Origin of the sequence: Sphaerisporangium flaviroseum (assembly GCF_039537005.1) — a bacterium.
In the GTDB taxonomy this organism is placed as follows: domain Bacteria; phylum Actinomycetota; class Actinomycetes; order Streptosporangiales; family Streptosporangiaceae; genus Sphaerisporangium; species Sphaerisporangium flaviroseum.
On sequence record NZ_BAAAZR010000011.1, the window covers coordinates 42,413 to 66,186 of the forward strand.

General features: G+C 69.8%; 21 protein-coding genes. 11 read left to right on the forward strand and 10 right to left on the reverse strand.

Annotated features, from left to right (window positions below):
* Nucleotides 1–9: 9 nt before the first annotated feature.
* Nucleotides 10–1,140 carry an FAD-dependent oxidoreductase gene (locus tag ABD810_RS22235; protein WP_344943524.1) on the reverse strand — a complete coding sequence of 377 codons (1,131 nt, stop codon included), beginning with the start codon at nucleotides 1,138–1,140 and terminating at the stop codon, nucleotides 10–12.
* A gap of 70 nt (nucleotides 1,141–1,210) precedes the next feature.
* Between ABD810_RS22235 and ABD810_RS22240 the strand changes: the two genes are divergently transcribed.
* The 3 genes from ABD810_RS22240 (at nucleotide 1,211) to ABD810_RS22250 (ending at nucleotide 3,279) form a co-directional block, all read left to right on the forward strand.
* Nucleotides 1,211–1,858: a TetR/AcrR family transcriptional regulator gene (locus tag ABD810_RS22240; RefSeq protein WP_344943527.1), complete on the forward strand. Its 648-nt coding sequence runs from the start codon at nucleotides 1,211–1,213 to the stop codon at nucleotides 1,856–1,858.
* A 234-nt stretch (nucleotides 1,859–2,092) separates the two neighbouring features.
* The gene (locus tag ABD810_RS22245) at nucleotides 2,093–2,515 is read left to right on the forward strand and encodes a cupin domain-containing protein (RefSeq protein ID WP_344943530.1); all 423 of its coding nucleotides are present in this window, start codon (nucleotides 2,093–2,095) and stop codon (nucleotides 2,513–2,515) included.
* A 251-nt stretch (nucleotides 2,516–2,766) separates the two neighbouring features.
* Nucleotides 2,767–3,279, forward strand: a complete 513-nt coding sequence (locus tag ABD810_RS22250; RefSeq protein ID WP_344943532.1) for a DUF2087 domain-containing protein — start codon at nucleotides 2,767–2,769, stop codon at nucleotides 3,277–3,279.
* Nucleotides 3,280–3,295: 16 nt separating this feature from the next.
* Here the strand turns inward: ABD810_RS22250 and ABD810_RS22255 are convergent, their stop codons facing one another.
* From ABD810_RS22255 to ABD810_RS22275, 5 genes are all read right to left on the reverse strand, one after another.
* Nucleotides 3,296–4,012 (reverse strand): GntR family transcriptional regulator, encoded by a 717-nt coding sequence (locus ABD810_RS22255; protein WP_344943535.1) that lies wholly within the window; start codon nucleotides 4,010–4,012, stop codon nucleotides 3,296–3,298.
* On the reverse strand, nucleotides 4,009–5,526 hold the full coding sequence (locus tag ABD810_RS22260) for a purine-cytosine permease family protein (protein WP_344943537.1): 1,518 nt from the start codon (nucleotides 5,524–5,526) through the stop codon (nucleotides 4,009–4,011). Before ABD810_RS22260 ends, ABD810_RS22255 begins: the two co-directional genes overlap by 4 nt.
* Complete coding sequence (locus ABD810_RS22265) at nucleotides 5,516–6,514, reverse strand: DUF72 domain-containing protein (protein WP_344943540.1); 999 nt, start codon at nucleotides 6,512–6,514, stop codon at nucleotides 5,516–5,518. The genes ABD810_RS22260 and ABD810_RS22265 overlap by 11 nt, the downstream gene beginning before the upstream one ends.
* Before the next feature lie 84 nt (nucleotides 6,515–6,598).
* A complete protein-coding gene (locus ABD810_RS22270) occupies nucleotides 6,599–7,909 on the reverse strand; it encodes an NAD(P)/FAD-dependent oxidoreductase (protein ID WP_344943543.1) in 1,311 nt (436 codons plus the stop codon).
* 327 nt (nucleotides 7,910–8,236) lie between these two features.
* Entirely contained in the window at nucleotides 8,237–8,395 is a 159-nt protein-coding gene (locus ABD810_RS22275) for a hypothetical protein (RefSeq protein WP_344943546.1), read from the reverse strand.
* Nucleotides 8,396–8,683: 288 nt separating this feature from the next.
* Here ABD810_RS22275 and ABD810_RS22280 point away from each other — a divergent pair, with 288 nt between their 5' ends.
* The 3 genes from ABD810_RS22280 to ABD810_RS22290 are packed head-to-tail and all read left to right on the forward strand — an operon-like array spanning nucleotide 8,684 to nucleotide 11,677.
* Nucleotides 8,684–9,988, forward strand: coding sequence for an extracellular solute-binding protein (locus ABD810_RS22280; protein ID WP_344943549.1), 1,305 nt, complete (start codon nucleotides 8,684–8,686; stop codon nucleotides 9,986–9,988).
* Entirely contained in the window at nucleotides 9,988–10,863 is an 876-nt protein-coding gene (locus tag ABD810_RS22285; RefSeq protein ID WP_344943552.1) for a carbohydrate ABC transporter permease, read from the forward strand. Before ABD810_RS22280 ends, ABD810_RS22285 begins: the two co-directional genes overlap by 1 nt.
* On the forward strand, nucleotides 10,853–11,677 hold the full coding sequence (locus tag ABD810_RS22290) for a carbohydrate ABC transporter permease (RefSeq protein ID WP_344943555.1): 825 nt from the start codon (nucleotides 10,853–10,855) through the stop codon (nucleotides 11,675–11,677). Before ABD810_RS22285 ends, ABD810_RS22290 begins: the two co-directional genes overlap by 11 nt.
* Nucleotides 11,678–11,728: 51 nt before the next feature.
* Here ABD810_RS22290 and ABD810_RS22295 read toward each other — a convergent pair whose 3' ends face one another.
* Nucleotides 11,729–12,586: an SDR family oxidoreductase gene (locus ABD810_RS22295; RefSeq protein WP_344943557.1), complete on the reverse strand. Its 858-nt coding sequence runs from the start codon at nucleotides 12,584–12,586 to the stop codon at nucleotides 11,729–11,731.
* 117 nt (nucleotides 12,587–12,703) lie between these two features.
* On the opposite strand from ABD810_RS22295, the gene ABD810_RS22300 reads away from it, so the two are divergent.
* The 3 genes from ABD810_RS22300 (at nucleotide 12,704) to ABD810_RS22310 (ending at nucleotide 14,262) form a co-directional block, all read left to right on the forward strand.
* Nucleotides 12,704–13,111 (forward strand): winged helix-turn-helix transcriptional regulator, encoded by a 408-nt coding sequence (locus tag ABD810_RS22300; RefSeq protein ID WP_344943559.1) that lies wholly within the window; start codon nucleotides 12,704–12,706, stop codon nucleotides 13,109–13,111.
* Nucleotides 13,112–13,207: 96 nt separating this feature from the next.
* Complete coding sequence (locus ABD810_RS22305; protein WP_344943562.1) at nucleotides 13,208–13,747, forward strand: hypothetical protein; 540 nt, start codon at nucleotides 13,208–13,210, stop codon at nucleotides 13,745–13,747.
* Between the two features lie 131 nt (nucleotides 13,748–13,878).
* Nucleotides 13,879–14,262 carry a toxin-antitoxin system YwqK family antitoxin gene (locus ABD810_RS22310; RefSeq protein WP_344943565.1) on the forward strand — a complete coding sequence of 128 codons (384 nt, stop codon included), beginning with the start codon at nucleotides 13,879–13,881 and terminating at the stop codon, nucleotides 14,260–14,262.
* Between the two features lie 81 nt (nucleotides 14,263–14,343).
* Here the strand turns inward: ABD810_RS22310 and ABD810_RS22315 are convergent, their stop codons facing one another.
* The 3 genes from ABD810_RS22315 to ABD810_RS22325 form a co-directional block, all read right to left on the reverse strand.
* Entirely contained in the window at nucleotides 14,344–14,973 is a 630-nt protein-coding gene (locus ABD810_RS22315; protein ID WP_344943567.1) for an alpha-ketoglutarate-dependent dioxygenase AlkB, read from the reverse strand.
* 133 nt (nucleotides 14,974–15,106) lie between these two features.
* Nucleotides 15,107–15,853, reverse strand: coding sequence for a 4'-phosphopantetheinyl transferase family protein (locus ABD810_RS22320; protein WP_344943570.1), 747 nt, complete (start codon nucleotides 15,851–15,853; stop codon nucleotides 15,107–15,109).
* A 588-nt stretch (nucleotides 15,854–16,441) separates the two neighbouring features.
* On the reverse strand, nucleotides 16,442–19,438 hold the full coding sequence (locus ABD810_RS22325; RefSeq protein WP_344943573.1) for an AfsR/SARP family transcriptional regulator: 2,997 nt from the start codon (nucleotides 19,436–19,438) through the stop codon (nucleotides 16,442–16,444).
* Nucleotides 19,439–20,616: 1,178 nt separating this feature from the next.
* On the opposite strand from ABD810_RS22325, the gene metK reads away from it, so the two are divergent.
* A complete protein-coding gene (gene metK, locus ABD810_RS22330; protein ID WP_344943576.1) occupies nucleotides 20,617–21,804 on the forward strand; it encodes a methionine adenosyltransferase in 1,188 nt (395 codons plus the stop codon).
* An 8-nt stretch (nucleotides 21,805–21,812) separates the two neighbouring features.
* On the forward strand, nucleotides 21,813–23,774 hold a 1,962-nt coding region (locus ABD810_RS22335; protein ID WP_344943579.1), incomplete at its 3' end, for a homocysteine S-methyltransferase family protein.

The window sequence follows — 23,774 nt, forward strand, 5'->3', positions numbered from 1 at the left end:
GATGTCGGCTCAGGCGGGCTCGGTCGCGAGGTAGTCGCTGACCCGCTTGAGCCACCGCGTGTAGTAGCGGCTGAGCAGGACGTCGGGGAGGAGCCTCGCGAGCGTCGGCCGGTACTTGTTGGTGGACTCCGACCCCGCCTGCCGGGCGACCACACCCGCCCGGCGCGAACGCGCCCGCTCGTACTCCCGCAGGACGGCGGGCACGTCGCGCGCTTCGCGCAGGGCGGTGGCGAGTGCCCACGCGTCCTCAAGTGCCTGGTTGGCCCCCTGTGCCCGGGTCGGCGGCATGGTGTGCGCCGCGTCGCCGACCAGAGTGGCCCGCCCGCTGCCCCACCGGCGCGGCACCCGATGCCGATGGTGGGGGAACCACTCCACATCGGCGTCGCCGACCGACGCCAGGACGTCCCCGACCGGCGCCCCCCAGCCGCCGAAGCGCTCCCGCAGAGCGGCCACCGGCGAGGCCGGGATCGGGTCGCCGGGGGACCAGCGCAGGTCGAACCACCACTGCAGCAGGCCCTCCCCGGCGGGCATCAGGCCGCACAGGCCTTCCCTGCCCACGATCATCAGGCCGCGCCGGGAGGTGACCACGTCGATCGGCACCGGCCCGAGTCCTTGCCAGGTGGCCCAGCCGCTCGGCTCGGTGGGGTCGCCGCCCCACAGGTGGTCGCGGACCGCGGAATGGTGCCCGTCGGCGCCGATCAGCAGATCACCCTCGGCCGAGGTGCCGTCGGCGAACTGCGCCCGCACCCGGGCGCCGTCCTGGCCGATTCCGGTGCATGCCTTCCCGAACGAGATCACACCGGGCGCGAGCCCGTCCGCCAGCCGTTCGAGCAACCTGCGGCGGGGCAGCGAGATGTGCGGGTGCCCGTACGTGCCGGCGGCGTGCGCGACGTCGACGCTCATCAACAGGCCGCCATGCGCGTCCCACTGCTGGAGGACGTCGATCGCCGCGCCGACCCCCTCCAGCGAGACCCCCAGCTCGGCGAGGATGCCGGTGCCGTTGCTCCACAGCGTCAGCGCGGCGCCCGTGGTTCGCAACCCGGGGGCGCGCTCGAAGACGGTGACCTCGTGACCGTCCGCGCCCAGCGCCCGGGCGACCGCGAGGCCGCCGACTCCCGCTCCGATGACCAGCACCCGCACGACGACCTCCAGGCAGTATCCGGTTGGTACTACGATGATAGTACTATCGCCATCTTGGTAAGCTGGCGGGGTGCCTCCACCACCGAACGTGCGACGCCGCCAGGCTCTGGCCGACGCCGCGATCGAGGTGCTCGGCCGGTCCGGGATCCATGGCCTGAGCCACCGCGCGGTGGACGAGCGGGCGGGCCTGCCCGCGGGCACGGCCTCCAACTACTTCCGCAGTCGCGACGCCCTCCTGCGGGCGGCCGCCGAACGGGTCGTCGAGTTGCACCAGGCGGACATGCGGGAGGCGAACGGCCTGGCCGGCGCGCCGATCGACACCGGAGGGCTCATCGAGTTGATCGCGGGCTCGCTGCACTACTCGGCGACCGCCCACCGGGCCCGCTATCTCGCGATCTACGAGCTGAACCTGGAGGCGACCCGGCGCCCCGAGTTGCGGCGAGCGCTGGACACGGTCGCGCGGACGACGCTGGACTTCACCGTCAGGCAACACCGCGACCTCGGCCTGGCCACCACCCGCGAGGAGGTCCAGACGCTCGTCACCCTGTTCGGCGGCGCGCTGCTCAACCTGGCGGCCGGCCCGCCCGAGGAGGTGACCCCGGAACTCACCCGCACGCTGGCCCGGGCCATGGTCACGGGTGCGATGGGGCGTACGGCCGGTGACGGATGCCCGCCGGCCGGGGAATCGGAGCCCGGGCCGGAGTCAGGGCTCAGCTGAGGCGGTCGCTCTCGGCGGCGTCGGCGCGAAGGACGGTGTCGAGCAGCCTGGGGAACAAGGCATCGAGATCGCGGCGCCGCAGGGTGTTCGCGCGAGCTGGGCGCCGAGCGTCGCTGGCCGGACCAGTACCACCGCGCGGTGTGACGATCCGGTCTTCACCGGGAAGTGGAGATCAAGTTAACTGGACCAGGCGCGGTCGCGCGGGTCGAGTGGGTCTTCACAGGGGAGGTCGCGATGAGGTTCGTGGGCGAGGGTGAGGTCAGGGCCACCAAGCCGGGGCCCGAGAGGTTCACCGGCGGGGTCTGGGAGACCAGGATCCTGGAGGAGGTACGGCCCGACGGGTTGCGGGCGCAGCGGTTCTCGTACGAGCCGCACGCCCGGTCGGGGTGGCACACGCACGACGGCGAGCAGGCGCTGTACGTCATCGCCGGGCGCGGGGTGATCACCCGCGAGGGCGAGACGAAGGGCACCCAGATCGGGCCGGGCGACTGGGTGCACGTCGAGCCGGGGGAGAGGCACTGGCACGGCGCCACCGCCGACGCCACGCTGGTCCACATCGCCGTGACGGCCAACGGGAAGACCCACTGGCACGGCCCGGTCTCCGACGAGGAGTACCGCTCGAGCCACGACACCCTGGACCAGGAAACCGGCCGGTAGACGCCTTCGCCTCCTACGTGCCGGGCGCCGGCGTCGTACATCCGGGAGATGTAGGGCATGCCCGCCTGTACATCCTGCGGAGCCGTGTCGTGTGGGGGCGCGGTTGTCTTGGTCCGACATCGAAGATCAATCCAGGGCCGGTACTAGGGTGAATTCCAGCCCGAAGTTCGAACCGCGCGGTCTCGGAAGGAAGGGCATGACCGGGAGGGCCGAGCCCTCGGGGCCAGATTCGTGTCGATTGGCTGGAGATCATGAGTGAGCTAGAGATCAGGCGGGTCCTCGGACTGCTCTATCAGGACGACACTCTGCGCGTCCTGTCCGCTCTGGTCCTGCACGGCAAGGCGGAGGACTGCGGGCTCGACCAGGACACCGTACGACGCGCGCTCGACCGGCTCGAACGTGGCGGCCTCGCCGTGCGGGCCGAGGACGGCTGGCAGGTCAGGCGGGAGCGGTTCCGCGAGTTGCTGCACGCCACCGCCAGACCGGTCGCTCCGGTGTCCGCCGAGGACAGGGTCATCCAGAACTTCCTCGTCGAAGGACGGCTCCGGGCGATCCCGTCGCGGCGCGAGAAGCGGCTGGTCGTGCTCGACTACATCGCGCGGGTCTTCGAGCCCGGCGTCCGCTATGCCGAGAAGGACGTCAACGTCGCTCTGCGCGCCTTCCACGACGACTACGCCGCGCTGCGCCGCCACCTCGTCGACGAGAGCCTGCTCAGCAGGGAGAACAACGTCTACTGGCGCAGCGGCGGCTCCGTGGACACCTGAGACCCTCGGTAGGCGGTCATGGGGCGTTCTCGTTGAACGATTGGTAGAGCTGGAAGTGTTCGGGGTCCAGCAGGCTGTTCACGTGCTCGACGAAGCGGCCGTCGGCCGTCCAGCTCGTGCGCTCGGTGCTGAGGAACCACTCACCGGGCTCGCGTTCGAGCAGTGCCGCCTCGCGGTGGTCGAGGCGGCGCCCGCACAACCTCTGCTCGCCGTGGGCGGCGTACAGCCTGGCGCGCAGGAGCGCCTCGGTCAGCGACTCCCCTTCCAGGCCCCGGGCCGGCAGCTCGGCCAGGCACGCGACCGCGGGGACACAGCTGCGCTCGTACGCGATCACGGATCCAGGGCCGGTCTCCCGCACCCGCTCGATGGCGATGACCTCGGGTGATCCGAGGTCCAGGCGCGCGGCGAGCTCGTCGTCCCGGGTGGCGGTGATGCCGAGTGTCCGGACCCGCGACTCGACGCCCTTGGCGGCCAGCGCGCGGGCCAGGCCCGGCCGGGTGTCCAGCGGACGGCCGTCGAACAGGACGAACGACCCCCTGCCCGTGCGTGTGGCGATCAGCCCCGCCTCGCTCAGCTCCGCCAGGGCGGTACGGACGGTGCTGCGGCTGACCCCGAAGCGCCGGGCGAGCGACATCTCGCCGGGAAGCCGCGCCCCGCGGGGGACCCGGCCGGAACGGATCTCCCTCTCCAGCTCGACGGTGATGCGCTGGTGCTTGAGAGGGGGGACGGTCATGGCCGGGTCACCGAGGTGGGGGTCGGTCCGTGATCGGCCGGAGTGGCCTGTTCCTGCGCCCGGACGGCCGGCCGGTTGAACAGCCAGGTGACGGCGAACCCGAGGACGAGCGCGAGCAGCACTCCCAGGTTGGCGAAGGCCCACGAGCCGTCCTTGCCACCCAGCCCGAGCGGCCCGAGCAGGTAGCCCTGCCAGCCCAGCCAGCTCGCGGCCGTGTTGGTCACCAGCCCCCACCCGATGGCGGTGCTGACGACGATGACCGCGACGGGCAGCGGCCGGAGGTCTCCGTATCGCCCTGAGGGGCGGTAGAGGTCGATGTCGTCGTAGTCACGGCGGCGCAGCGCGACATCGGCCAGCATGACACCGCACCACGCGGCGATCGGGACGCCGAGCGTGGTCAGGAAGCCGATGAACTGGCCGAGGAAGTTGTCGGCGATGAAGACGATGTACACCGTGCCCGCCACCATGAGCACGCCGTCGATCAGGGCGGCGATGTAGCGCGGCGCCCGCAACCCGGCGGCCAGCAGCGCGAGGCCGGAGGAGTAGATGTCGAGGACGGCGCCGCCGACCAGGCCGAGGACCGCCACGGCCGCGAAGGGGATGAGGAACCAGGTGGGCAGGATGGTGGTCAGCGCACCGATCGGGTCGATCTCGATGGCCTCGTTCAGCCCGGTGGACGACCCGGCCAGCAGCAGCCCGAACACGAGGAGCACCAGCGGCGCCAGGGAGGCCCCGAACGTGGTCCAGCCCACCACTCCGGCGCTCGACGACCGTCTCGGCAGGTAGCGCGAGTAGTCGGCGGCGGCGTTCACCCAGCCGAGGCCGAACCCGGTCATCATGAAGACCAGCGCGCCGATGAACTGCTGCGCCGAGCCGCCGGGGACCGCCGCGACGGCGTCCCAGTGGATGTGGCCGGCGACCAGGAAGATGTAGACCACCGTCAGCACGCCCGTGACGATCGTGATGACCGTCTGCATGCGCATGATCAGGTCGAAGCCCATGACGCCGCCCGCGATGATCAGCAGCGTGACGACGATCAGGGCGGTCACCTTGGTGGAGGTGCCGCCTCCCCAGCCGAGCCGGTCGAAGACGGTCGCGGTCGCCAGCGTCGCCAGGGCGGTGAGCACCGTCTCCCAGCCGAGCGTGAGCATCCACGAGATCGTGGACGGCAGGCGGTTGCCCCGGACCCCGAACGCCGCCCGGCTCAGCACCATGGTCGGAGCCGAGCCGCGCTTGCCCGCCACGGCGACGAAGCCGCACAGCAGGAAGGAGAACAGGATGCCGATGACCCCGGCCGTCAGCGCCTGCCAGAACGAGATGCCGAAGCCGAGGGCGAACGAGCCATAGCTCAGCCCGAGGATCGAGACGTTGGCGCCGAACCACGGCCAGAAGAGCTGTCTCGGACGGCCCTTGCGCTCGGCGTCACTGATCACGTCGAGCCCGTGCACCTCGATGCCGAGCCGCCGGGCGCCGCCGACCACGCCGTCCACCTGTTCACCCTGCTCACCGGCCATGGAACCTACCTGTCTGGACTTGTTCAGTGGAGAGTAAGGTCAAGGCCTGTGCGGCGTCAAGGCCGTCACGGCCGGGCCGTACCACCGGGGCGTCCATGCCTTCCAGCAGGGCGGTGAGCTGGGCGGCGTTGCGCTGGGCGTTGTCGGCGCAGCAGTTGTTCATGAGCACGTGCACCCCCTGTACGCGCCTGGCCAGGTCGTCGATCTCGGCCGCCCACTTGCCCAGCTCCTCCTCCGAGTAGAGGTAGCCGAAACGCTCCTCGATGATCTTGCTGGTCCACTTGGCGGAATGGCCGTGGAAGCGGACGACGGCCAGGTCGGCGGTCCTGGCGACCACGGGTGGGATGGAGGATGGGTGCCCCTGAGGCATGTCGACGTTCACGTACGGGATGCCGTGCGCGGCCAGGAACCCCAGGGTGTCCTCGCGGCGCTCCTCGGTCATCCACGCGGCGTTGCGGAACTCGACGCAGGCCCGCATCGGCAGGCAGCGCCTGACGCAGTCGAGGATGTACTCCCTGCTCCGGGCGCCAGGGGGGAACCACGGCGGGAACTGCAACAGGATGGCGCCCAGCTTTCCCGCCTCGTGCAGCGGGAGCAGCGTCGTGACGAAGCGCTTCCAGACCTCCTCGGCGATCTCCTGGCCGACGTCGCGCAGGTAGAGCGTTCCCTGGGACGCGCCGAGCCTCTCGCGCAGGTCCTTGTAGAGCGCCTGCGCCCGGGTCGGGTGCTGGGTCAGCAGCGAGAACGCCTTGATGTTGAAGGTGAAGTCCGGGGGGGTCCGGTCGCGCCAGGCCTCGACGGTGCGTATGGACGGCGGGTGGTAGTAGGTCGCGTCGACCTCGACGAGCGGGAAACGCGACGCGTAGAAGGCGAGCCGCTCGGCCGGGGTGTGCACATCCTGCGGATACCAGCCGGAGGACAGCAGGCTCTTGTCGGTCCACGACGCCGTCCCCACCAGGATTCCTTCGCGGTGATCATCGTCAGGCATCCCGCCCTACTACCACCGATGGGGACGGTGAACCAAGGCGGCGAGAGGCCGCTGGTCAGCCGGTGCGCGGGCCCCGAGACGGCGTCACCCGGCGGTCCCGTGAGGCCGTTCAGGGGTGTCAGAGGTGAGGGGGACGGCCTTGCTCCGCACGAGGTCCAGCTGCACGGTCTGGCGGGGCAGCACGGCGTCCAGGAGCCAGTTGCCGGCGATGCGCGTACGGCCGGCGGGGACGGCGAGCAGGTGGTAGCCGCGCGTCACCACCTTGGCCGGCAGGCCGGACAGCGGGACGCCGAGCGGGTTGGCGGCGGCCTTCAGGCCTCCGAGGTCGACCACGAAGCCAAGGTCGCTGTGCCGGTACGGGCGCCGCTCCCCGCGGCCGTACGACGCCGCGACGTTGTCGGCCGCGCGCTTGCCCTGGCGGCTCGCGTGCTGGGCGGTCATCGCGGTGTACTCGCCCGGGCGGGTGAGGTCGGGAACCGCCGCCGCGTCGCCGCAGGCGAAGATCTCCGGATGGCCCGGCACGGTCAGGTACTCGTCGACGAGAAGCCGGCCCTTCTTGGTCGCCAGCCCCAGCGACTCCACGAGCGGGTCGGGCCCGACGCCGACGCACCAGATCAGCGAGCGGGTCGGCACGAACTCCCCGTCGGACAGCCGCACACCGTCGGCGGAGGCCTCGGCCACCGTGGTGCCGGTGCGGATCTCGACGCCGCGTTCGGCCAGGGTGCGGTGTGCCGTACGGGAAAGGCGTTCGTTCAGCTCGGGAAGGATGCGCGGGGCCTTGTCGACCAGCACCCAGCGGATGGACTGATCGTCCGGCAGGGACCTGCGGCGCTTGGTGTCCAGCGTGAGCAGCTGCCCCTGGGCCGCGACCTCGGTGCCGGTGTAGCCGGCGCCGACCACCACGAAGGTGCAGCGCGCCTTCCGCTCCTTGGGGTCGTCGGTGGCTTCGGCGAGCTCGATCTGGCGGATGAGGTGGTCACGCAGGTACAGCGCCTCGGCGATGCTGCGGAACCCATGGGCGTGCTCGGCCACCCCCGGCACGGGCAGCAGCTTGTTGACGCTGCCGACCGCGATCACCAGGCGGTCGTAGCCGAGCTCGCGGTGGTTGCCCTCGGCGTCGGTGCATTCGACCCGGCGTCCCTCGATGTCCACCTTGTCGACGCTCGCCAGCAGGTGACGGACGCCGCGGCAGATCCCCGCCAGCGGTATGGCCACCTTGCGCGGGTCGAGGATCCCCGCCGCCACCTCCGGCAGGAGGGGAAGGTAGAGGAAGTAGTCGGTCGGATTGACCAGGACGATCTCGATCGCTCCCTTGGCCAGGCGGGACAGGCGGCGTGCCGCGGTGTAACCCGCGAATCCTCCGCCGACGATGACGACGCGCTGCCGGTTGGGCATGGGCGGGTCCTAATCAGTGTCAGCGGGTCGCCTTGCGGCAGACCCGGTGGTTGGTAGCCGTCCTTCAGCTCGGCTCCGGGCGGTCAGTTCTCTCGCGTACCCGTCTCCCACCACAGGAACCCACTTCGCCCGCACGACTCGAGTTGGGCCGGCAGGTGGCGGCGATCGCGTCCACTCCCGGATGGATCTTCGACTCCTTCGGGCATCCCGAGGTCCGCGATCTGCTGTAACCCATGCCGACACCGTGATCTGGCTCTCAAAGCGGAACGGGCTCACGATCACATGTGTGATCGTGAGCCCGCCGCGTTCTGATCCTGCCGGACCGGCTTACACGTCCATGCACCACATCCAGCCGTGTCCGCTGATGTAGCAGCGGTACCACTCGGGCGCCATGGCGCTGGCGGGGGCGCTGGTGGCGGCGATCGCCGTGCCGGCGATGGCGATCGCGGCAATGGTCGTGGCGGCGCGTCGGACAAGAGTGCGCATGTGTCTCTCCCTGAGGTCGTCTTGCAACGCCCTCAGGTAACCGCGTGGGCCTTGGAATCTTCTTGCGGATGACTGCAGGGCCGGTACACGTCCGGCTCGAGGGCGTCAGCGCTTTAGTGATCGGGTTTCTTCTGGAAAGAGCGGGATAAGAAGTCATCGCTTGGGACGACACGGGGAGATATTTACCTACTATTTAGCTAGGTTATTATGATCCACTGACTCAGCGACGACGGGTTTCGGTCAGGCGCGCTACGCGCCATGTGGCAGCTCCAGGGAGCGACGACACACATGATGATCAGGAAGAGGGTCGCCGCCGGCGCGATAGCGCTCGGCCTTGTCTCCGCCGTCGCCGCGTGCGGCGGCTCCAGCGAGCCGGCTGGTTCGGGTGCCGGTGGCGGCTCCGGCGCGGCCGGCGGCACGTTCACCTACTGGACCAGCGGCTGGCAGCCCGACCAGATCGCGGAGATCGACGCGGCCTTCGCCAAGGCCCATCCCGGCCTGCACGCCAAGGGCCAGTACATCGCCAGCTCCGACCAGTACCTTCCCAAGGTCATCTCGGCGCTCAAGAACGGCACCCACCCCACGGTGCTCCTCACCCAGAACCCCTCCGACCTCCCGGTGATCGCCCAGAGCGGGAAGCTCATTCCGCTCGACGGCAAGCTGACCGCCGAGACCGACGCCCTCTATCCGGGCATCAAGGAGTCGCTCTTCTACAAGGGCCACCAGCTCGGCATGGCCCTGGCCGGCGTGGGCGACATCGTGCTGTTCTACAACAAGAAGGCCTTCGCCGACGCGGGGATCGCGGAACCGCCCGAGACGTGGACCGACCTCGTGGCCACCGCGAAGAAGCTGTCCGATCCGGGCAAGAACAAGTACGGCTTCTACGTGCCCCTCGGCGAGGCGGAGTGGATCTCCTTCGCGTGGGCGCCGATGCTGTACGCCGAAGGCGGATCCTTCCTGAACGGCGACGGCACGGCGACCGCCTTCAACAGCCCCGCGGGGGTGAAGGCGCTGACGACCTGGGTCGACCTCATCAAGTCCAAGGCGGCGCCCGGCACCAGCTACGCCCAGGCGGGCAGCTTCGACGGGGCGCCCGCGTTCGCCAGCGGCACGGTCGCGATGATCGTCAACGGCCAGTGGGCGGTGCCGACGTTCGAGAAGGCGGGTGTGGAGTTCGGCGTGGCCCCGATGCCCAAGGGCGCCGCCGGCACCTCGACCAGCATGGGCATCGGCGTGGCGGCGCTGCTGAAGACCGACGCGCAGGCCGAGAAGGCCGGTCTCGCGTTCCTGAAGTTCCTGTCGACCCCCGAGCAGGGCGCCGCCCTGGCGGTCAAGAACGGCGGCCTGCCCTCCGACCCGGCCCAGCTCGAACAGCAGGTGCTGAAGGACCACATCGCCGACAACCCCACCTATCCCGTGTTCGCCGAGGCGGAGAAGACCGGCAAGGTCCGCCCGATCACCCCGGCCTACAACGCGATCTCCCAGAGCCTCTGGACGGAGATCAACGCGGCTCTGAAAGGACGGAAGACCCCCGCCGAGGCGCTGGCCGAGGCGGCGCGAGAGGGAGACGCGGCGCTGAAGAAACTCGGCTGATGCGGCAGCGCCACCGCACCTGGGCGCTCGCGTACGCCTTCGTGGCGCCCACCGTCGTGCTCACCGTGCTGTTCTCCCTGGTCCCGCTCGCGATGCTCCTCTGGCGCAGCCTGTACAGCGGCGGGGTGTTCGACACCTCGCCGCGGTTCGTCGGCCTCGACAACTACGAGCAGATGATGGCGGAGGGCGGCGGCCACGCGCTGGGCGTGACCGGCGTCTACACCGTGGGGTTCATCCTGCTGACGATGGGGGTGGGCCTCGGGCTCGCGCTGCTGCTCAACTCGAAGGCGCCCGGCGTGGCCCGGATCCGGGCGCCGTTCGTGATCCCTCTCGTCGTGCCGGTGGTCGCCACGGCGCTGATCTGGGCCAACATGTTCGCGCCGCGGTTCGGGCTGATCAACAGGCTGCTGAGCGCCGTCCACCTGCCGCAGGCCGACTTCCTGTCGTCCCCAGGACCGGCGCTGGTCGCGGTGCTGACCTTCGGCGCGTGGCAGTTCTTCGGACAGAACGTCATCCTCTACGTGGCCGCCCTGAAGTCGGTGCCCGGCGACGTCCTCGACGCGGCAAGCGTCGACGGAGCCGGCGCCTGGCGCAGGTTCGTCCACGTCCAGTGGCCGATGATGCGCAGGCACACCCTGCTGATCTGGGTGGTGACGACGCTCACCGGTCTCCAGACGTTCACCCAGATCTACGTGCTCACCCAGGGCGGGCCGGACGGCGCCACCCAGACCGCGCTCTACTACGTCTACAACGAGGGGTTCGTCCAATTCGACACCGGCCGGGCGAACGCCATGGGCGTCGCGCTGTTCCTGCTGTCCCTGCTGATCACGATCACGCAGATCTGGCTGCTCGGGCGGGTCGACCGTGCCCGCTAGCCTGATCGCCCGCCGCTCGGTGGTCTACCTGCTGCTCGCCCTGGCCGTTCTCGTCGTGGCCTTCCCGCTGGTGTGGATGGCGGTGAGCGCGCTGAAGACCGACGCCGAGATCATCAATCCCGCCGCGCCGCTGTGGCCGGAACAGCCCCAGTGGTCCAACATCGGGCGGGCCCTGTCACAGGCGCCGTTCGGCCGCTGGTACCTCAACACCGCGATCTTCGGCGTGGCCGCCACCGCGGGTCAGCTAGCGAGCGGGCTGCTGGCGGGATACGCGTTCGCGATGCTGGACTTCCCGGCCAAACGGTGGCTCTTCCTGGTGGCGCTGAGCGGCCTGATGGTGCCGTTCAGCGCGATCATCGTGCCCATGTCCCAGCTCCTCGGCGACCTGCACTGGCTGAACACCTACCAGGGCCTGATCGTCCCGAACATCGCCTCGGCGCTGGGCGCCTTCCTGTTCCGCCAGTTCTTCCTCGGCACGCCACGGGAGCTGGGGCAGGCGGCCCGCATCGACGGCGCCTCGGAGCTGCGGGTCTTCTGGAACGTGTACGCCCCGCTGGCGCGGCCGGTCATCGCCGCGCTCGCCATCATCCTGTTCCTGCAGAACTGGAACAACTTCCTGTTCCCGCTGATCGTGGTGAACACCACCGAGATGGCCGTCCTGTCCCAGGGGCTGTCGGTGTTCCAGAGCCAGTTCACCACGCAGTACAACCTGATCATGGCGGCGTCGCTCATCACCATCGTCCCGGTGCTGCTGGTCGCGGTCGCGGCGCAGCGCCACATCATCGAGGGCATCACGCTCGGCGCACTCGACTGACCGGTTCCCGGTGGCCACGCAGGGCGCGGGCTCGGTGGCCACCGGAGACGGTCAGGCCTGCTTCAGGATGGCGGCCAGCGCGTCGCGCAGCGGGGTGGTGGGACGCCCGGCCAGCTCGCTGAGGTGGCCGCTGGTGTGGCCGAGGTGTCCCCGCGCGATGTCGAGGTCGATGCCGGCGTACATGGCGGCGGCGGGCTCGGGCAGGCCGGCGCCGATCAGGATCCGCTCGTACTCCTCGCGCGGGAGGTCCTGGTAGGTCACCGGCCTGCCGGAGAGCGCGGAGACCTCCGCCGCCAGCTCGGGCATGCTCCACGCGGTGTCACCGGACAGCTCGTAGATCGTGTTCTCGTGGCCCTCACCGGTCAGGACGGCCGCCGTGGCGGCCGCGTAGTCGGCGCGGGTGGCGCTGGCGATGCGGCCCTCACCGGCACTGCCCACGATCGTGCCGTGCTCGGCCCCCTGGGCGGCGGCCGCCGCGTAGTTCTCGGTGTACCACCCGTTGCGCAGGAACGTGAACGGGATCCCCGAGGCGCGGATGTGCTCTTCGGTGGCCTTGTGGTCGGGGGCCAGTGCCAGGGGGGTGGTATCGGCGTGCAGCACGCTGGTGTAGGCGATCAGCGCGACTCCGGCCTCGGCGGCGGCGTCGACGACGGCCTTGTGCTGCGGCAGCCGGTCTCCCACGGAGTCACTGGAGATCAGCAGGACGCGGTCGCCGGCGGAGAAGGCGGACTTCAGCGTCTCCGGCCTGTCGTAGTCCGCCTCCTGGACGCCTACCCCGCGCGCGGCGAGGCCGGCGGCCTTCTCCGGGTTCCGTACGGCGGCCACGATCTGGTCGGCGGGAGTGGTCTCCAGCAGGCGTTCGACGACGAGGCGGCCGAGGTGTCCGGTGGCCGCGGTGACAACGATCATTTTAGTACTCCAGAGTCAGAGGTTCGGCATCAGGTTAGTACTAACTTTTAGAAAGTACAACCACGGTAGCTAGCACATCCTTTCGCCACAGTGCGGTGAGAACGTAAGCTGGAGAGCATGGAAGACCAGGCGACGATCGCGGGCGACGAACACGGGCAGATCATCTTCGATGTGTTCGCGCGCGGATGCCCCTCTCGCGAGACCATGGAGCACATCACCAGCCGGTGGGGCATCCTCGCCATGGCGGCTCTCGGCGAGGGCACCTACCGCTTCAACGCCCTGCGCCGCCGGGTGGACGGCGTCAGCGAGAAGATGCTCGCCCAGACCCTGCAGGCTCTCGAGCGCGACGGCCTCGTCCACCGCGAGGCGCAGGCGACGATCCCGCCCAAGGTCGAATACAGCCTGACCCCCCTCGGCCGCGAGGCGTCCCGGCGCCTGCTCGACCTCATCGAATGGCTCGAAGGCGAGATGCCGCAGGTCATGGCGGCCCGCGAACGCCAGGACGGCGGCCCCACCGGCGGGTGACGCGGCGTCCACCTGGGGCCCGGCGCGGAAGGGCTGGAGTGACGGGTGGCGGAACTCCTGGAACGCGCGCCCGTCCTGCGAGACAGTGAGAGCGTGATGCGACGAGCGGTCCTCCTCGCGTCGCTCGGGGTCGGGTTCCTTTCGGGCTGTGGCGGCGGCGTGGCGCTCAGCCGCGAACGGCTCGAAGACCTCCGGGCCCAGGGGGTGGCGCCTGATTCGGTCTACCTGGTCGATCTGCCGGGGTACGAGCTGGCCGAGCAGTCCATGAGCGTGTACAAGGACGAGGGGTTCCAGACGTTCTACTACTCCTCCGAGGGCAGGCAGGTGTGGTTCGGGGTCGATCGGGGCGCCTTCGGCGACGACGTGTGCCAGGAGTCGCCCCTCCACGACGCCGGGCCGGTGACCGCGCCCATCTTGTGCGAGTTCGACGAGGTCGGCTGGTATCGCACGAACGGCCCCCGGCACGAGTACGCGATCACCGACGCCGGTCACGTCATCCGCATCAGCGGGCTGGTCGCCGACGTGGATCGCGTGAGGCTCAAGGAGGCCATGGCCGGTGTCCGGCAGGTGGCCGGAGACGGCGTCCCCGTCACCTCATCGCCCGGCGGCCCCGCCGCCGGTCCCGTGGATCGATGACCTCAAGGCGAGTTCACCCGCGCGTACGGCCGGAGTCGCGAGAAGATGTGGCCCGGCCGCGAACCGCCCCCCTCGTACGGGCGGTCGCGCGCGGGACGGACTCAGAGACGGCGGAAAAGTGGATGGTGCCTATGGCTATGGACGACACGGGCGAGGACCTGCCCCGATCCGGGCCGGCGGAGGAGCGCTTTCGCGACGGGAAGCTGTCGGCGGCCGGTGACTACGTGGACGGCGAGAAGTGCGGCGAGTGGAAGTACTACTTCCGCAACGGGAGGCTGAAGGCCATCGGCCGGTACACCGCCGGCAGGCTCGAAGGGCGGTGGACGTGGTACCGCGAGAGCGGGAACCTCCTGCAGACCGGCGAGTTCACGGGCGGGGAGCAGAGCGGCGTGTGGAAGAGGTACCACCCCGGCGGGGAGCTGTACGACGTGGGGGAGTACGTCGCGGGCAAGCAGTCCGGAGAGTGGATCTCCTACGACGCCGACGGCAATCCGGCCGGCGCCAAGGACCGCTGACCAGGCAGACCGCGGGCGCCTGGCGATGAACCGCCGGTGGGCGCCTTCGATGTAACGGGCGCCTGGTGGAGGCCGGGGAGGTCAGCGGACTCCCCGGGGGCGGAACTGGATGCTGATGCGCGGGCCGGTGACCCGGGTGCTCTTGGGGATGGCGTGCTCCCAGGTGCGCTGGCAGCTGCCGCCCATCACCAGGAGGTCGCCGTGGCCGAGGTCGTGACGCAGGGTCGTGCCGCCACCGCGTGGGCGCAGCAGGAGGCCGCGGGGCGTGCCGATCGAGATGATCGCGACCATGGTGTCCTCGGAGCCGCCGCGCCCGATCCGGTCGCCATGCCAGGCGACGCTGTCGTGCCCGTCGCGGTAGAGGCACAGGCCGGCCGTGCGGAACGGCTCGCCCAGCTCCGCGGCGTAGTGGGCGTCGAGTGCCTCCTTGGCCTGCCGCAGCAGGGGATCGGGAAGCTCCTCGCCCTGGTCGTAGAACTTCAGCAGCCGGGGGACGTCGACGATGCGGTCATACATGTGCCGCCTCTCGGCACGCCATGGCACAACCTGCATCAATCGGTCGAACAGCGCGTCAGCGCCGGCGATCCAGCCGGGACGGACGTCGACCCAGGCCCCGTGAGCGAGAACGGTCCGTCTCACCGTCGACCCGAGGGGGCCGGGACCGGCTTCCTCGCACAGGTCGAGCAATGAGCCCTGGAATGGAGCCGTCATGCTCCGAGTATACGTGAGACATTCGTACGTACATTCGATCAAGGGCTGTCCCGTGGCCGGGCCGCCGCGCCGCGGGCGCCAAAGCGCCGCACCGGCCCGCGCCGGTGCCCGTCACGGATCAGGCAAGGACAGGTCAGCGGATGGTGGCGCCGTTGACATACGCGCTGCGGCCGTGGCCGGCGGATCGATGCGTTGCGGGCCGGGCCAGGCCGGCCCGTCCCGGGCTGGGGACGACGATCGCCGTCAGGATCAGGCCGGTGTCGACGACCCAGCGGCCGGAGAAGGCCGTGATGCGCTGCCCGCGCACCTGCGGCCCGTTGACCCGCAGCCACGCCGAGAAGGTGCCGTTCACGGGGTCGATGGTGATCAGCACGTCCTCGAAGTCGAGCCACCGCTTGGTGAGCGGGAACCACGCCTTGTACGCCGACTCCTTGGCGCTGAAGAGCAGGCGGTCCCAGTGGACGCGGGGGTGCTGCGCGGCGAGCCTGCGCAGGCTGTCGCGCTCCTCGGGCAGCGAGATGGCGTCGAGGACGCCGTGCACCAGCGTCTGGTTCGGCTCGGCGTCGATGCCGATGGTCGTCACCTTGGAGGAGATGCCGAGGACGGCCCCTCGGTAGCCGGCGCAGTGGGTGATGCTGCCGACCACGCCCGGTGGCCACTGGGGTTCTCCGCGGAGCCCGGGAAGCACGGGGCTCGGACGCATGCCGAGCTTGCGCAACGCGTCATGGGCGCACACCCGCGCCGTGCTGAACTCCGCGCGCCGCTTCTCGTCCGCGTGGATGATCGCGAGTTCCTCTTCCGGGAACAGGACGGGCTCGGGCGAGTCGGCGAAGACGTCGGCGGCCACCACGAAATCGGGCAGGATCGACTTGATCATCATGCCTCGCGACCTGTGAGGGACCCCCCGCGCGCGTCGCCTGCCCGCGCTCGCCCGCCGGTCGGCGGGCGGGATGTCGGGCTCTCGGCGATCACCCGGCCGGCGGAAACGGCGGAAACGGCGAAATCGGCAACACCGGCTTCGGGGCACCTTTTGTCGCTCACTCGGGTAGCGGTCACGCCCTCAATCGTATCGACGCCGCAGTTCCGCGAGTAATCAACGCGAATCTTTCTCGGGCGCGGTACCGGGCCGGCTAGGGCAGGCATCGGGCGAGTAAGGGTTCTCGCGGGGGGAGTGCCTGCAGAATCGCTCCGCAGATGCGAAAATCGTCATCGCCGCAGGTGGAAGCGCTGAAAAGCACCTTGGGGATTGTCACGGGATCGGCGCGCACTGGCCCGGTGAATCCACCCGCGCCCTTGAGAATAGCTCTCTGCGAGATGCGCTGTCAGCTGATCCGGGTGTTTCATGGCATCTCAACACCCGGCCGAAACGGCGCCGTGAAATACCGTATGGCGCCGGCAAATCAGTCGCCCATCCCGGCATACGGACTATTCCGGTAAGCCGGAGGCGTCGCGCCGCCGGATGCCCGGCTCAGCCGACCAGCTCTCCGGACTCGCCCATCCGTCCTTCGGACTCCACCATGGCCCGTGCTTCGGCCAGCATGATCAGCGTGCGCGCCTCGTACATCGGCGTGCGAATCGACCGGAACAGGCTCAGCGCCTGCTCGAAGTGCATGACGGCATGCCCGGCGTCCTCGCACGCGAGGGCCAGTTCGCCCAGCCCGAGCAGGGAACGCGCCTCGGGGAGCCGGTCGCCCGTGGTCCTGGCCAGCCGTACGGCGTCGCGCAGGGCGTTCTCCGCCCGCGCGGTCTGGCCCTGCCGGAGCCGGGCGATGCCGAGCCCGGTGAGGATGTACGCCTCTCCGACCGGGTCGCCGATGTCGCGCACCATGCCGAGCGCGGTGTCGAAGATGTCCGCCGCGAGATCGGGCTCGTTCCACGCCAGGTAGGTGTCCCCCATGCGGTGGAGCACCTGGGTCTCCACCCTTCTGCTGCCGCCGTCGCGGCTGAGAGCCAGCGCATCGGACAGCAGGGCGCTGGCCGCCTCCGGGTCCCCGGCGTCGAGCCGGAGCTGGGCCAGGTTGTGCAGCACGTAGGCGGAGGCGACCTGGTCTCCCATGCGCTCGAACATCGCGAGCGCGCGCTCGTAGTGGGCCGTCGCCTGATCGACGTCGCCGCTCATCCTGTCGAGGAAGGCGATGTTGCGGAGCACCAGGGCGGTGCCCTGGTCGTCGCCGATGCCGGTGAAGAGCCGGGTCGCCTCCTCGAAGTCCTGCCGTGCCTCGGGGAACCGCTTCTCGGTGATGTGGAGGACGCCTCGCGAGTAGAGCATCGCGGCCTCGCCGCGGACGTTCGAGGCCTGGCGTACGGCCGCCAGCGCCGTCTCGTGGGTCTCGCGCCAGTCGTCGAGGTAGACCCGGGACTCGAACAGCGTCACCGCGCTGATCGCGAGGTCCCAGGAGAGATCGACGAACCCGGCCTGCGCCGCCTGGCGTATGCCCGACACCAGAAGCGGACGCTCGCGCTCGTACCAGGGGAGCGGCTCGGCGACCAGGGACGCGACCAGCCTTTCCGGGAGCGGCCAGCGGGGGGCGTCGCTGTGGATCTGGATGTACTCGCCGCCGTACTCCCGCCGGTGCGCGGCCTCGGTCAGGAAGAGCAGGGCGCCCAGCACGCGTTCGAGGGCGACCTTGCGCTCCGCGGGGGTCTCCTCGGCGGCGAGGCGCTCGCGGGAGAAGACCCGGATCAGGTCGTGGAAGTTGTACAGGCTGTGCAAGCCGTAGCCGCCGGCCGTCTCGATGAGCTGGGCGTCGGCCAGCTCGTCGAACAGGTCCGCGGCCTCGGCGAAGGGCCGGTCGAGGAGCGCGGCTCCCATCCAGACCGAGAAGTGGCCGGTGTCGAGGATCGCCAGCCGCCGGAACAGCCGCCTGGCCTCCTCGCCGACGCTCTCGTACGTCAGGGAGATGCTCGCGCGGATCCCCATGTCGCCGTGGTTCAGCTCGTCGAGCCGGCGGGTCTCGTCCTCAAGACGGCTCACGAGCTGCTCGATGCTCCAGTGCGGACGGGCGGACAGCCGGGCCCCGGCGATGCGCAGCGCGAGCGGCAGCTGCCCGCACAGCTCCGCCAGCTCCTTGGCGGCGCTCACCTCGGATCGCACCCGCACGGTACCGGCGATGCGCGAGAGGAGCTCCATCGACTGGTCGCTGTCGAAGACGTCCATGTCGACATGGATGGCCCCGGCGAGCCCGGCGAGCCGGCTGCGGCTGGTGATGAGCACCGCGGACATCCGGGTGCCGGGAAGCAGGGGCAGGACCTGGCTCTCGGTGGCCGCGTCGTCCAGCACGACCAAGGTCCTGCGGTCGGCGAGCAGCGCGCGGTACATCTCCGCGCGCTCTTCGAGCCCTTCCGGCATCGCGTTCCCCGGCACGCCGAGCGCGCGCAGGAACCGTTCGAGCACGTGCATGGGGCTGACCTGCCGGGACGCCCCGCCGTGCAGGTCGGCGAACAGCTGGCCGTCGGGGAACCGCTCGGCGACCATGTGGGCCGTGTGCACGGCGACGGTGGTCTTGCCGATGCCGCCCTTCCCGGCCACGATGACGATCGGCACGGCGAAACGGGTGGGATCCTCGGAGGCGAGCGCGAGCTCCCGTTCGATGGCGTCGACCTGTTTGGTGCGGCCGGTGAAGTCGGCGATCGCGCTGGGCAGCAGGAACGGCACGGGCGGGGGCGCGGCCGCGGGCGGCGGCTCGACAGGGACCTTGGTCGCCTGGACCGGCGGCTCGAGGCTTTCGTCGGCGGTGAGGATCGCGTGCTCGAGGCGCTGGAGCTGCTCGTTGGGCTCGATGCCCAGCTCCTCGATCATCGTCTCCCTGGCGAGCCGGTACACCTGGAGCGCCTCGGCCCTGCGGCCCGAGCGGTAGAGCGCCAGCATCAGTTGGCCGCGCAGCCGCTCGCGCAGGGGATACTCCTCGATGAGGCTGGTGAGCTCCCCGACCAGCTCCTGGTGCCGTCCGAGCTCCAGCTCCAGGTTGATGCAGTCCTCGTTCGTGGTGATCCGCTCTTCGGTGAGCCTGCTCGCCGACGCCTGCACCGGCCTGCTCTCGATTCCCTGCAGGGCCTCGTCGCCGCGCCACATCTTGAGGGCCGTGCGGTACTTCGTCACGGCCTCCTCCAGATTGCCGGCGTTGCGGGCGCGGCGTGCCTCGGCGGTCAGGGCCTCGAACCGCTGCGCGTCGAGCTGGCCGTCGCCGACGCGGAGAATGTAGCCGCGGGAATGGGTGGCGATGGTGTCGGGGGCGCCGTGGGCGGCGAAGAGCCGCCGCAGCGACGAGATGCAGATCTGCACCTGGGCTCGCGCGGTGGGAGGCAACTGCTCGCCGTAGATGGCTTCGGCGAGACGGTCAACGGTCACCAGGCGGTTGGCGTCGAGCATGAGGATGGCCAGGGTGATGCGCTGCCGCGCTCCACCGACGTCGAGCCGTTCGGCGTCCGCGATCACCTCAAGTGGACCCAGAATCCGGAACTCCACCTGCTAACTCCTTGCCAGAAAACCTACGGACACATCCGGAAGTCTTCACGAACCCAGCTCTGCTGAGACAAGTATCAGGTACGTCACCTCAGGCGGTCCGGGCTTTGCGGCCGACGGCGTGAATCGCCTGCTGAGACGCGCGGCGGAGGCGTGTGGTCCTGGTTGTGCCTCCTTGATCCCCCTACAAGTAATGCCCATATAGTACAACTGTGTGGCCACAGGAGCCAGGTGGGTATTTACCCACTCAAAAGCCTGTCTGGGAAGTCCGTTGTGGTATGAGAAAATATCGCCTTATGTAGTCCAATGTACTGTTTGCTGGTAAGTGTCCGAGAGCGCGCTGTCCTCGCAGGTCACCGCCCTGGGACGGGGGCGCCGACACGGTGGAAGACGGCCTCGCGCCAGGGTGGGCGACGCGCGGGAGACGACGCGGAACCACGGTCACCGTCGCGGTGGAAGGCCGCCCGCGCCCGATAACCGGCCTATCCGGCGGCCTCGACTGTAGGGGTCGTGCAGGGGTTTCAGGGGGGTTCCGGGCCGGTCTAGCATCGAATCAATCGAGATTGGAACGGATTGTAGCGGCATGATGAGGTGGTGTCCCTGGTCGGTGGTTTCCTTCGCAGCAAGTTCCCCACGCGGGCAAGGGCCATCGCGCGAGCGCCATTCGCACGATGGCTCTTGCTTTTCACGCGCGCGGGCCGGACGCCGGCCGGAATGGGGTCATGACCAGGCATTGGGCGAGGTGTCGATCCGAAGGAGAGGGCATGGCCGCGGAAGCGGAGATAATCACGGTCCTGGATCGGTCGCGTCAACCTAATGGCGCTCCGCATTACCGGCTGGAATATCGGAATGAATGAGAACGAGATGGCGGTGAATCCGCTCGGTGGCGCGGCCGTGCCCCGGCGCGCACCCCGCGGTGAAAGGTGATTTCTCGCTATCGGCTCCGTATCCCCCATTGGCCCGTTCCCGCCGGAAGCGCCGCGCCGGCCGGGACCTGGACACCTCCCCCAACACCGCCGCAGGTGCTCCGGGCCGGATCGCCGGGCCCACCTCACCGCTCGACCGGTGGTTCGCTGAGATCCTCGGCGGATTCTCCAGCGTGACCGCCGACAATGCTTCCGAGGCGAAGCTCCGCACCACGCGAGGCCCAGAGCTCGCGCCCACGAATCCGAGGAGTGAAGATGTCCCGCCGCCTGTTCACGTCCGAGTCGGTCACCGAAGGCCACCCGGACAAGATCGCCGACCAGATCAGTGACGCCATCCTCGACGCCATGCTCAAGGGCGACCCCAGGAGCCGCGTGGCCGTCGAGACGATGATCACGACCGGTCAGGTCCATGTCGCCGGTGAGGTGACCACGGAGACCTACGTCGACATCCCCGGTCTCATCCGCGACAGGATCCTGGAGATCGGTTACGACGCCTCGCACAAGGGCTTCGACGGCGCCTCGTGTGGTGTGTCGGTGTCCATCGGCGCGCAGTCGCCCGACATCGCCCAGGGCGTCGACGACGCCTATGAGGTCCGTGAGGGCGAGGGCGCCGACGAGCTCGACCGCCAGGGCGCCGGTGACCAGGGCCTGATGTTCGGCTACGCCTGCCGCGAGACCCCCGAGCTGATGCCGCTGCCGATCACGCTGGCGCATCGCATGGCCCGCAGGCTGTCCGACGTCCGCAAGAACGGCACGGTCCCCTACCTGCGTCCCGACGGCAAGACCCAGGTCACCATCGAGTACGACGGCGACCGCCCGGTCCGCCTCGACACCGTGGTGCTGTCCACCCAGCACGCCGCCGGCATCGACCTGGTGGACATGCTGGCGCCCGACATCAAGGAGCAGGTGGTCGACCCGATCCTGGACGGCCTGGCGATCGACACCGAGGGCTACCGCCTACTGGTGAACCCCACGGGCCGGTTCGAGATCGGTGGCCCGATGGGCGACGCGGGGCTGACCGGCCGCAAGATCATCGTGGACACCTATGGCGGCATGGCCCGTCACGGTGGCGGCGCGTTCTCCGGCAAGGACGCCTCCAAGGTCGACCGTTCGGCCGCCTACGCCATGCGGTGGGTGGCCAAGAACGTGGTGGCGGCCGAGCTGGCCGACCGCGCCGAGGTGCAGGTGGCCTACGCCATCGGCAAGGCGCACCCGGTGGGCGTGTTCGTGGAGACCTTCGGCACCGAGAAGGTCGCGGTGGACAAGATCCAGGCGGCGATCCTCGCGGTGTTCGACCTGCGTCCGGCCGCGATCATCCGCGACCTCGACCTGCTGCGCCCGATCTACTCCCAGACCGCGGCCTACGGCCACTTCGGCCGCGAGGAGCCCAACTTCTCCTGGGAGCGCGCCGACCGGGCCGAGGCGCTGCGGCAGGCGGTCTAGGAGACACCATGACGACCTTCCGCGATCTTCTGGCTCAGCGTGTCCTGGTCGCCGACGGGGCCATGGGAACGATGTTGCAGGCCTGCGATCCGACCCTCGACGACTTCGACGGTCACGAGGGATGCAACGAGGTGCTGAACGTCACGCGTCCTGACATCGTCCGGGCCGTGCACGATGCGTACTTCGAGGTCGGCGTCGATTGTGTGGAGACCAACACCTTCGGTGCCAACCTGGCGGCGCTGGGGGAGTACGACATCTCCGACCGTGTCTTTGAGTACTCGGAGGCGGGGGCCCGGCTGGCGCGTGAGCGGGCCGATCATTGGTCGACTGCCGAGCGGCCGCGGTTCGTGCTGGGGTCGATGGGTCCGGGCACCAAGCTGCCGACCCTCGGTCACAAGCCGTACGCGACGTTGCGTGATGCCTATCGTGACAATGCGGCGGGTCTGATCGCGGGTGGTGCCGATGCGTTGATCGTGGAGACCTGTCAGGATCTGTTGCAGGTCAAGGCGGCGGTGATCGGTGCCAAGCGGGCGGTGCACGCGGCCGGGCGTGATGTGCCGATCATCGCGCAGGTGACGATCGAGACCAACGGGGCGATGCTCCTGGGTTCGGAGATCGGCGCCGCGCTGACCGCGATCGAGCCCTGGGGCGTCGACGTCATCGGGCTCAACTGCGCGACCGGGCCGGCCGAGATGAGCGAGCACCTTCGTTACCTGGCCAAGCACTGCCGCCTGCCGCTGTCGTGCATGCCCAATGCCGGCCTGCCGGTGCTCACCGCCGACGGCGCCTACTACCCGCTGGCCCCCGATGAGCTGGCCGCGGCGCATGGGGGCTTCGCCCGCGAGTACGGGCTGTCGCTGGTGGGCGGGTGCTGTGGCACCACTCCTGAGCATCTGCGGCAGGTGGTCGAGCGGGTGCGCGGCCAGGTTCCCGCCGCGCGGCGCCCGCGTCCCGAGGCGGGCGCCGCTTCGCTGTACCAGCACGTGTCGTTCCGGCAGGACACCTCCTACCTGGCCATCGGCGAGCGCTGCAACACCAACGGCTCCAAGGCGTTCCGCGAGGCGATGCTGGCGGGGCAGTGGGACGACTGTGTGGAGATGGCCCGCGACCAGGCACGCGGTGGTGCGCACATGCTCGACCTGTGCGTCGACTACGTCGGTCGTGACGGGGTCGCCGACATGAGGGAGCTGGCGTTCCGTTTCGCCACCGCCTCCACCCTGCCGATCGTGCTCGACTCCACCGAGCCGGCCGTGCTGGAGGCGGGCCTGGAGATGCTGGGCGGGCGTGCCGTGATCAACTCGGTGAACTACGAGGACGGCGACGGCCCCGGCTCCCGGTTCCAGAAGATCATGAAGCTGGTCAAGGAGCACGGCGCGGGCGTCGTCGCGCTGACCATCGATGAGGAGGGCCAGGCCCGCACCGCCGAGTGGAAGGTCCGGGTCGCGGTGCGGCTGATCGAGGACCTGACCGCCAACTGGGGCATGAAGGTCGAGGACATCCTCGTCGACGTGCTGACCTTCCCGATCGCCACCGGCCAGGAGGAGACCCGGCGCGACGCGGTGGAGTCGATCGAGGCGATCCGCGAGCTGAAGCGACGGTACCCGAACGTCCAGACGACCTCCGGCCTGTCGAACGTCTCGTTCGGGCTGAACCCGGCGGCGCGCGTCGTGCTGAACTCGGTGTTCCTGAACGAGTGCGTGAACGCGGGGCTGGACTCGGCGATCGTGCACGCCTCGAAGATCTTGCCGATGGCGCGGATCCCCGACGAGCAGCGCCAGGTGGCGCTCGACATGGTCTACGACCGCCGCCGCGAGGGATACGACCCGCTGCAGCGATTCATGGAGCTGTTCGACGGGGTCGACACGGCGTCCATGCGGGCGGGCAGGGCCGAGGAACTCGCCGCCCTTCCCTTGTGGGAGCGGTTGAAGCGGCGGGTGGTCGATGGGGAGAAGAAGGGGCTGGAGGCGGAT